The organism is Azospirillum griseum (assembly GCF_003966125.1).
Taxonomy (GTDB): domain Bacteria; phylum Pseudomonadota; class Alphaproteobacteria; order Azospirillales; family Azospirillaceae; genus Azospirillum; species Azospirillum griseum.
Genome location: NZ_RXMA01000042.1, coordinates 21,052 through 28,709, shown reverse-complemented (window position 1 = coordinate 28,709; position 7,658 = coordinate 21,052). Strand labels below are relative to the sequence as shown.

Annotated in this window: 5 protein-coding genes; 2 read left to right on the top strand and 3 right to left on the bottom strand. The window is 64.3% G+C overall.

Features of this window, described 5'->3' with window-relative positions:
* Positions 1–827: glycosyltransferase family 9 protein (locus EJ903_RS27820; protein WP_148105302.1), on the top strand; the 827-nt coding region annotated here is incomplete at its 5' end.
* Between the two features lie 30 nt (positions 828–857).
* Positions 858–3,806 (top strand): class I SAM-dependent methyltransferase, encoded by a 2,949-nt coding sequence (locus tag EJ903_RS24300; protein ID WP_126620366.1) that lies wholly within the window; start codon positions 858–860, stop codon positions 3,804–3,806.
* Positions 3,807–3,914: 108 nt separating this feature from the next.
* Here the strand turns inward: EJ903_RS24300 and EJ903_RS24295 are convergent, their stop codons facing one another.
* From EJ903_RS24295 to asnB, 3 genes are read right to left on the bottom strand one after another with little or no spacing between them, the layout of a single operon-like run.
* Positions 3,915–4,904 (bottom strand): TIGR00180 family glycosyltransferase, encoded by a 990-nt coding sequence (locus EJ903_RS24295; protein WP_126620364.1) that lies wholly within the window; start codon positions 4,902–4,904, stop codon positions 3,915–3,917.
* A 36-nt stretch (positions 4,905–4,940) separates the two neighbouring features.
* The gene (locus tag EJ903_RS24290) at positions 4,941–5,897 is read right to left on the bottom strand and encodes a glycosyltransferase family protein (protein ID WP_126620362.1); all 957 of its coding nucleotides are present in this window, start codon (positions 5,895–5,897) and stop codon (positions 4,941–4,943) included.
* Entirely contained in the window at positions 5,894–7,621 is a 1,728-nt protein-coding gene (asnB, locus tag EJ903_RS24285) for an asparagine synthase (glutamine-hydrolyzing) (protein WP_126620361.1), read from the bottom strand. The genes EJ903_RS24290 and asnB overlap by 4 nt, the downstream gene beginning before the upstream one ends.
* Between the last annotated feature and the right edge of the window lie 37 nt (positions 7,622–7,658).

Here is a 7,658-nt window from a genome sequence, read left to right as displayed (position 1 = left end):
TTGGTCTGGCTCCCTTCGCCCGGCTCGCCGCCATCCCCGGCGTGTCGCTGGTCTCCATCCAGAAAGGCCCGACCGAAGGGCAGGCGGCGAACCCGCCGGGCGGCTTCCCGCTGTTGAACCTGTCGCCCGACATCCGGGATTTCGCCGACACCGCCGCCATCATGACCACCCTCGATCTGGTCGTCTGCGTCGACACTTCGGTCGCGCATCTGGCTGGCGCGCTGGGCGTGCCCGTCTGGGTCCTGGTCCCGTTTGCGCCGGATTGGCGGTGGCTGCTGGACCGGGACGACAGCCCCTGGTACCCGACCATGCGCCTGTTCCGCCAGACGCAGGCCGGGGATTGGGATGGCCCCATCGACCGGTTGGAGCAGGCTTTGCGCCGCCGCGCCGCCGCCCCTCCTTCTCACCGCTCCGTCCTCAACCACAGCGAAAGCGCCAACATGCCGATCCTGGCTCCCGTGTCCTGGGGTGAATTGCTGGACAAGATCACCATTCTCGACATCAAAGCGGAACGCATCGCTGACCCGGCCAAGCTGGCCAACGTCCGCACCGAACGGGATGCGTTGATCGCCGTCACCGCTCAAATCGACACCCGCCGCGCCGATGTCGCGGCGCTGATCGATGACTTGCGCGCGGTCAACACCATCCTGTGGGATGTCGAAGACGAGATCCGCGATTGCGAGCGGGCGAAGGATTTCGGTTCCCGCTTCATTGAGCTGGCGCGCAAAGTCTACCACACCAATGATCGGCGCGCCGCGCTGAAGCGCGATCTCAATCTGGCGCTCGGGTCTGAGTTGGTGGAGGAGAAGTCCTACCAGCCCTATTGACCCGCTCCGTCCATCCCAAAGGCATCCGCCGTGACCGTGCCCCCTCCCTTCACGCCCCAGCCTCCCCCCCGCTCCGCATCGGGTGTTCTGCCGGATCCCCGCGTGGAACAGGCGTTGGAGTTGTGCCGGTCCGGCCACCCCGACACGGTCGATGCCCTGCACCGGGAGTGGTTGACCAACCCGCCGCAAGACGCTCCCACCCTCACCGCTCTGGTCGAGATGGCGCGCCTGCTGGGCCAACCCATCGCGGCCGTTGGCTGGGCTGAGGCCGTGGTCCGCACAGCACCAGACGCGGTTCGGAGTTGGTGCCTGCTGGCCCTGACCCTCATCGCCGCCGGGCGCATCCAGGAGGCCGAGACGGCAGCGGAGCAAGCGCTGCGCCGCCTCGGCGCAGGCCCGCATGACGGGCACCTGGACAATGCGCAAACCCATCGGGCCATAGCCCTGATCCGGTTGCGGCAAGGCCGCCTGATGGACGCCGCACAGGCGTGCGAGACCGCTCTGCGCTCCATTGCCCAGCACGATGACCCGCCATCGCAAAACGCACGAGCGGAAACCCGGGGAACCCTGGCCCTGGTCCGCATGTTGGAAGGGCGTTTCAGCGAGGCCGATGCATTGTTTCGGCAGGCGTTGGACCACCGCCCCATGCTGCCGGAGATTCTTGGCAACCACGCCTCGCTGCTGGCCCGTCTGGGCCACGACACGGAAGCTCTGGAACAAGCAACCCAGGCCGTGGCGTTGCGGCCCAGGCTGCTTGGGACTCTCCACCTGATCGGCACCCTGCACCACCGCGCGGGACGTCTCCCCGAGGCGATTGCCGTTTGCCGCCGGGTTCTGGCCATGGCCCCCGAACAGATGGACACCCGCCTGCTCCTGGCCGATGCTCTGAACCGCGCGGGGGCCTGGCAAGAGGCCGTCGCTGTTTGCCAGGATGGCTTGCGTCTGGACGCTGCCGACGTTCCCAGCGTCAGAGCCGCCCTCCTGACCCATTCGGGTGCCGCGCTGCAATCCGGCGGTGATTGTGCCGGTGCGTTGGCGGCGCACCGGCACGCGCTGGAGCTTGCGCCCACACAACAGGCGGCTCTCAACAACCTCGCCCGCCTCCATCGGGAAACCGGCGACCCGGAAGCGATCAACACGCTGCGGCGGATCGCCGAGACCGCCGGGTCCCCCAGCGGGGTCCGTCTGACCCTGTTGTCCCTGCTGCTGTCGGTCGGACGCATCGCGGAAGCGGAGGCGGAAGCCTTCGCCCACGCCCAATCCGCCCCGGAGAATGCCGAACTTTCCTTCGCGATTGCCGCAACCTTTCTGGACGCTGGACGCCGCGCGTCGGCCCTGCCCTATGCCCAGCGCGCAATCCGCCTTGCGCCTGACACGCCGCGCCACTGGATCGGCTTCGTTGATGCGCTGCGCGACCCGGCCCTCTCCAAGGTCGATGAATCGTTGCGTCCCGATCTTCTGGCGGCCCTGAACCGACCAGAGGTGGACGCACCCGCCCTTGCGTGGGCAATGGCCGCCCTTCTCCGGGAATCGCCGATCCTGCAGCGTCTGGCGGCCCTGCCAAACAGCGCCGCCGCAGCCTTGAGCGACGCAGAGCAGACGCTTCTGTCCGATGGCGCGCTCGAAACATTGGCGTCGGATGCGGTTTTCCTGGCCCACCTGCGCACCACACCGATCATCGATCCGGTGTTGGAATATGCGTTGTCGCATATCCGCAGGCTGCTTCTGTTGACGCTGTTCGGCCCCGGCCTGCCGGATCGAGCGGTCTGGCAGACGTTGTGCGCCGCCTTGGCCGAGCAATGTTTCCTCACGGAATATGTTTTGCCTGAATCAACGTGTGAACCCCAGATGCTGCCTGCGCTGGTTCACGCCATCAGCGCCGCAATCGACCAAGGCACCCAACCCCGGGCCGTTCTGGTGGCTCTGCTTGGTGCCTATCATCCGCTGCATCAATGGCCATGGTCCGACGCGCTGAACCGCTTCACCTGGCCCGAGGCCATCATCCGGTTGCTGACGCGGCAATGTCTTGAACCGGCGGCCGAGGCGATCATCGCCGCGTCCCTTCCAACACTGACACCGATCCACAACCCAACCTCGATCGATGTCCGCGCGCAGTACGAGGAGAACCCATACCCTCGCTGGCTCTCCACCGGGGTTTTGCCTGAGCCTGTGTCGCTCGCCCGCTTTTTGCGCGGCCTGTTCCCACACATCGCCCCAAGCATCCCATCCCCGCCGGGTTGGGAGTCCCCCGATGTGCTCATCGCCGGCTGCGGCACCGGGCGGGAGGCGGTGTGGTCCGCCACAACGCTGAAACACGCACGGGTGTTGGCGGTGGACCTCAGCCGCCGCAGCCTTGCCTATGCCGCCCGCCAAAGCCAACAGCTGGGGTTGAGCATCGATTTCGCCCAGGCCGATCTTCTGGAACTGGGTGGGCAAGACCGTCGGTTCGACGTGATCCACAGCGTTGGCGTTCTCCACCACATGGACGATCCCATGGCCGGGCTGCGCGCGTTGCGCGCGCTTCTGCGCCCGCATGGGGTGATGGAACTGGGGCTGTACAGCGCCACGGCCCGGCGGCCGATCCTGGCGGTTCGCAACCTGCTTGCCGGTTCCGACCTGCCCTCCACACCGGACGGCATCCGGCGGCTTCGGCAGATCATTCTGTCACTGCCCGATGATCACCCGGGCCGGGCGGTCATCCGGTCGCCTGATTTTTACGGCATCAGCCCATGCCGGGATCTGCTGATGCATGTCCGTGAATTGCACGCCACGCTGCCATGGCTGGATCATGCGCTGAAGGCGCTTGATCTGGAGTTTCTTGGCTTCCGCCTGAACGATCCGGCGGTGGGCAGCCTGTACCGCCGCCGCTTTCCCGACGATCCGTCGATGACCTCGCTGGCTCATTGGAACCAACTGGAAGACGAAAACCCGACCATCTTCGGTGGTATGTACCAACTCTGGACCCGCGCGCGCGGATAACACCGTCGCCCCCGTGACACCGACAAGCGCTTGAACTTGCCGTTCAAGACGCATGATCGGCGTCATGGGCGCCCTGATGCGCCAGTGGCGACAAACACAGGAGCGGTTCTATTGCCCATCCGGCAGCGGACGACGGAACGCAGCCTCGATCAGCGGAAACGCATGTGAGCGCTTCAACTGAGCCAGAACATCCTGTTCGTTTTGCCGATCCTCAGCCTTTTGCTGTTCAAATTTTGTTTTGTAGTGATGCTGCATGAACATGTTCACGTGCCACCACAGGATCTGTTCCGTGAGGGCTTCCGCGTGGACCAGAGCGATACGGTCCAACTGCGCGATCAGCGCGGCGATCCGCGTCTGAAAAAGACGCGCCAGTTCCGGCCATTCCGGGGCACGGATCAAATCAAACATGGTGTGGCGCTTCCACACACCGCCCGACCCATCCACCTGCTGGATCGTGCCCAGATAAGGCAAAGATTTGATTTTGCCCAAAACCACACAGATCGCGCAGGGGAAGAATTCCTCCCCGAAATAAGGAAGATAAGGGGTTGGGATCAGATTGTAGGCCGTCCGCCACACGTCCGTGCGGTAGACACCATACTGCACGCTGAGTGCCATTTGCGCATAGGTGACAAAGCGTTGTCGCGCCGTGCCAATGTCATAATTTGGAAACCGTGTCCGGAACCCCCCGATGATCTCACCATACGGAGCGGCTTGACCGGTCCAGACCTCCAGCATCTCGCATTTCACCGCAACATAGTCTTGATTGTTCTCAAGAAAATCTACGGCACCCTGCAAACTCACGGGAATTTGAAGATCGTCATCACCGGCATAGGTGACGTAGGGTGTTTTGACCTCCGCGATCATGCTGCGCCAAACATCAACAAGCGCCATGCTCGCTGGATATTGTAAGAGGCGGACCTGATAAGCCCCTTGACCGAATCGGTCAGCGAGTTCCCGGACACGCGCCGCCACATCCCCTTCGCTGGAGTCCCCGATCAAGACACAGCCCGAAAAGCCAGCGTCGCGGTAATATGTGAGCGCCCGCTGAAGATAATCAGGGCGATTCATGGTCGGTATAAGAATGGTGATTGGCAGCATTGGAAACATCCGACTCATGAGAGCGTTGATTGCGGATCAGCCGACCGAACGGCGCGGCGGGCGGATGCTGTCCAGCAAAGCGGCAAACCTGGCCGCACGGGCAGACGGATTGTGCCGCTCACGCAGCGTCCGCCCCGCCCGCTCCGTCACAGCGTGTGCCGTCTCGCTCCACTCCCGATGGGTGTAGACCAGATCCAGAAGTTCTGACGGAGAGCCGAACCGCAGAAAATCCCGATCCGGCTCGAACAACCGTTCGGCAACAGACCCCCGCTCCGCCAGCAGCAAGGTGCCAGAGGATACCGCTGCAAACGCAAGGGTTGTCGCCGCCGTCACCGTCTCATCCGCGAACAGCAGCGCCATCCGGCTGTCCGCCATCGCCGTGGGGAGCGCGTGATCATCCAGCTTTCCCTGGTTGTACAGATGCAATCCCGACGACAGCCCGGCCAGATCGTCACCCGCCAGGAAGAAAACAGGGCTGCACTCCCCCCGAAACCCCAAAGGTGCCTTGGCCAACTCCCGCAAACACTCCAGACGGCTGCCCGCCTGCGCGGTCACACCCCCACGAAACAGGATGTCCCAGCGCGGAACAGCGGGACGGGACGCTGTCGCCAGCGTGCAGGCCGGATGAAAGGCCTCAGCCTTGCCCGCCCCACGTTCCACCGCCCGCTCCAAACACTGCGGATCGTCGGACAGGATCAGGTCGAAACCGCTCCAATCCACATCGGACGCGGGCGGTGACGCCGCCCACCCAACCGTCAGAACCGGCTTTTCCACCGGAAACAGCGGCTCCGCCGCGCGCAGGCTTCGCCGGTCCGTTTTGATCGCATCGGCAATCCACAGCGCATCGGGGTCGAATCTCTCCACCGCCGCCCGCAGCGCCGCCCCATCACCGGAACAGGAGAGAACCGTGTGCCCCAGCCCGGGGAGAGCGGACACTGGAAAGGGCGCTCCGCTCTCAACACCCTGGGCCTCATGAACATGCAGAATCTTCATGGCCGCGCTCCATTCCGACCCTGCCCCGCCCTTTCGACGAACAGGATTTGCCAGATCACCAGATTCATCATCGTCCAAACGGACAGGGCCGTGGCCCAGTCGTCCACGCTCCAGGCCCGGGCGGCGGTTTTCCGCAAAATGGCGTCGCCCAGGCGCGGCCCATCCCAGAAGGGGCTTTCGCGCCAGAAGGGATGGGACACCACCTCGCGCACCAGATTGGCCATTCCCCCGTTCAGCCATTCGATCATCGGGCTGTTGAACCCCAGCTTGGAACGTCGCTGACGGATGGCTTCGGGCATGATCCCCGCCATGGAATCGCGCAAGATCCGCTTGGTGTAACCACCGCCGATCTTCGCCTCCGGCCCCAGGGAGCAGGCCATACGAACCAACCGCCAATCCATCAGCGGCATCCGCACCTCGATGCCATGGGCCATCGAACAACGATCAAAATTGCGGAGGATGGACGGCAGCAGTCCGGTGTGGAAATCGTGGTACAGCCCGTCATTGACCCGGTTCATCGGCCAATCAAGATACCAGGTGTACCCGCCCAGCAGTTCGTCACCGCCGTGGCCATCCAGGGACACCGTCACACCCTGCCGCCGCATTTCCCGATAGATCGACCAGATCGGAACGGTCAAGCCGGGATAGATGTCCTCCGTCGCCCACACGGAATCAACGATGTTGCCCAGCGCCGCGTCCGCATCGAACGTCCAATGATGGGGAATGGCCCCGGTGTGGGCGACAACAGCGTCGGCATAGACCCGTTCATCAAGCACGGTGCCGGGAAAACAGGCGATGAAGGCGTGACGCCAGTCCGGCGCGTTGCGGCCCATTCCGGACCGCCCCCCCATCTCCGACGGTTTGTCCACGATGTGGGCCATCGCGGACGCGATCGCGCTGGAGTCCACCCCGCCGGACAGGCAGGTGCCAACCGCCACATCGCTGCGCAACCGCAAACGGACCGCGTCCAGGAAGAGATCGCGGAACATCTCCACCTGCTCCTCGTACCGGGTCGGCACGGCGATCAGATGGTCACGGGTGTTCCACCAGCGCCGCAACACCGGGTTTTCGCCCGCCCGAACGCGCAGCGAGCACCCACCCGGCAACCGTTCGATGCCACGCAGGATCGCCGCCGTCCGGGTCCCCTCATAAGCCTGGGCGTTGGCCAGCGACTGGCGGGCGGCCTCCTCGTCCAAGCGGGCTTCGAACCCGTCGAGCGCCAAGAAGGCCTTCATCTCCGAGGCAAAGGCAAACCGCGTTGAACCGTTCCAGTAATACAGCGGCTTGATGCCAAAACGGTCGCGGGCCAGGAACAGGGTGCGTTCCTGATGGTCCCAGATGGCAAAGGCCCACATGCCATTGAAACGCAGGAGACAGTCCTCGCCCCACTGGACATAGGCGGCCACCACCACCTCGGTGTCGGTGCCGGTGCGGAAGACATGGCCCAACCCCTCCAGTTCAGCGCGCAACTCCAGAAAGTTGTAAACCTCGCCGTTGTAGGTGATCCAATAGCGCTGCCCATCCGCCCCGCCATACGCCATCGGGTTGCGCCCATCGGCGCTGAGATCGAGGATGGCAAGCCGACGGTGTCCAAGGCCCAGATTGGCGTCGACCAGCGCGCCACGCCCGTCCGGGCCGCGATGCGTCAGCGTGTCGGTGAAGCGCAACAGCTCCGGCTGATCGATGGGAGCCGACCGGTTCAGAATTCCGACAATACCGCACATGGCCGATGACCTCCTTGAGACGTCCGCCGACCGGTCG

Excerpts from the sequence above, each read along its gene's own strand:
- asnB (WP_126620361.1), bottom strand. The coding sequence starts at position 7,621 with ATGTGCGGTATTGTCGGAATTCTGAACCGGTCGGCTCCCATCGATCAG.
- EJ903_RS24295 (WP_126620364.1), bottom strand. The coding sequence starts at position 4,904 with ATGCTGCCAATCACCATTCTTATACCGACCATGAATCGCCCTGATTAT.
- EJ903_RS24290 (WP_126620362.1), bottom strand. The coding sequence starts at position 5,897 with ATGAAGATTCTGCATGTTCATGAGGCCCAGGGTGTTGAGAGCGGAGCG.